Below are 1,282 nucleotides of genomic sequence, written 5' to 3'. Positions count from 1 at the left end.
CGAAAACCAAGGGCAATTTTTCCTTCCTTGGGCTTTTAATTATTTTAAAGTTTTTAAATGCTTTTAGGTAAGCTAAAAACATTGTAAATGAAGGCTCCTAGACTTCATATGACACCGTTTACCTTGCAATATGACACCGTTTACCTTGCAATATGACACCGTTTACCTTGCAATATGACACCGTTTACCTTGCTTATAGCACTAAAATTAATTATTGTGTCATAGCATAATAAATAATACTGGTGCTTCATGAGAGAATTAGTTGTAAAAGACAATGCCTTAATTAATGCAAGCTATAACTTAGATTTAGTAGAACAACGTTTAATTTTATTGGCCATTGTTGAGGCAAGAGAAAGCGGGAAAGGTATTAATGCTAATGATCCCCTTGAAGTACATGCAGAAGGCTATATCAATCAATTTGGCGTACATCGCAATACGGCTTATCAAGCATTAAAAGATGCCTGTAATGATTTATTTGCAAGACAATTTAGCTATCAAAAAATAAATGAACGAGGGAATATTGAGAACTATAGATCCCGTTGGGTTAGTGAAATTGGATATGTAGATAATGAAGCAGTAGTTAAACTTATCTTTGCCCCTGCCATAGTTCCCTTAATTACACGCTTAGAAGAGCATTTCACTAAATACGAATTGCAGCAAGTTAGTAATCTCAGTAGTGCTTATGCTGTTCGCTTATATGAATTATTAATTGCTTGGAGAAGTACTGGCTCTACTCCAGTTATAGAGCTAAGTGATTTCCGTCAAAGAATTGGCGTACTCGATACAGAGTACAAGCGTATGGAACGCTTTAAAACTAGTGTACTTGAGCTTGCTATTAAACAAATTAACGAACATACAGATATCACAGTGAAGTATGAACAACACAAAAGAGGTCGATCAATTTCAGGATTTTCTTTTAACTTTAAACAGAAAAAGAAGGACAGCACATCAATAGAAAGAGATCCGAATACTTTGAAACTTTCTTCAAAGATGACCGATGCTCAACGGCATATGTTTGCAAATAAACTTTCAGAACTCCCTGAAATGGGTCGCTATTCACAAGGAACAGAAAGCTATCCTCAATTTGCTGTTCGTATTGCTGAGATGCTACAAGACCCTGAAAAAATCAAAGAACTATCCCCATATCTAAAAAAAGTGGGATACATGCCATCAAATAAAAAGGACACCGTAAATGGCTAAGTTATCACTAAGTGAAGTATCTAAAAAATTTCATGTGGATAGATCAACCATTTACAGAGCTGTACGTAATGGACGTTTATCA

Annotated in this window: 1 protein-coding gene and 1 pseudogene; both read left to right on the top strand. The window is 35.3% G+C overall.

All coding sequences use genetic code 11. From position 1 onward, the window contains the following. Window positions 1-249: 249 nt before the first annotated feature. Window positions 250-1,200, top strand: coding sequence for a replication initiation protein RepM (gene repM, locus FTV41_RS14805; protein ID WP_179996773.1), 951 nt, complete (start codon window positions 250-252; stop codon window positions 1,198-1,200). Beyond that, window positions 1,193-1,282: pseudogene (locus FTV41_RS14800) on the top strand (helix-turn-helix domain-containing protein); the annotation flags it as partial. The gene repM and the pseudogene FTV41_RS14800, both read left to right, overlap by 8 nt.

The sequence above is a fragment of the Acinetobacter sp. YH16051 genome, from assembly GCF_013417135.1.
Taxonomy (GTDB): domain Bacteria; phylum Pseudomonadota; class Gammaproteobacteria; order Pseudomonadales; family Moraxellaceae; genus Acinetobacter; species Acinetobacter towneri.
Note: the sequence above shows the minus strand (reverse complement) of the source record. Positions and strands in the feature narration are given on the sequence as shown.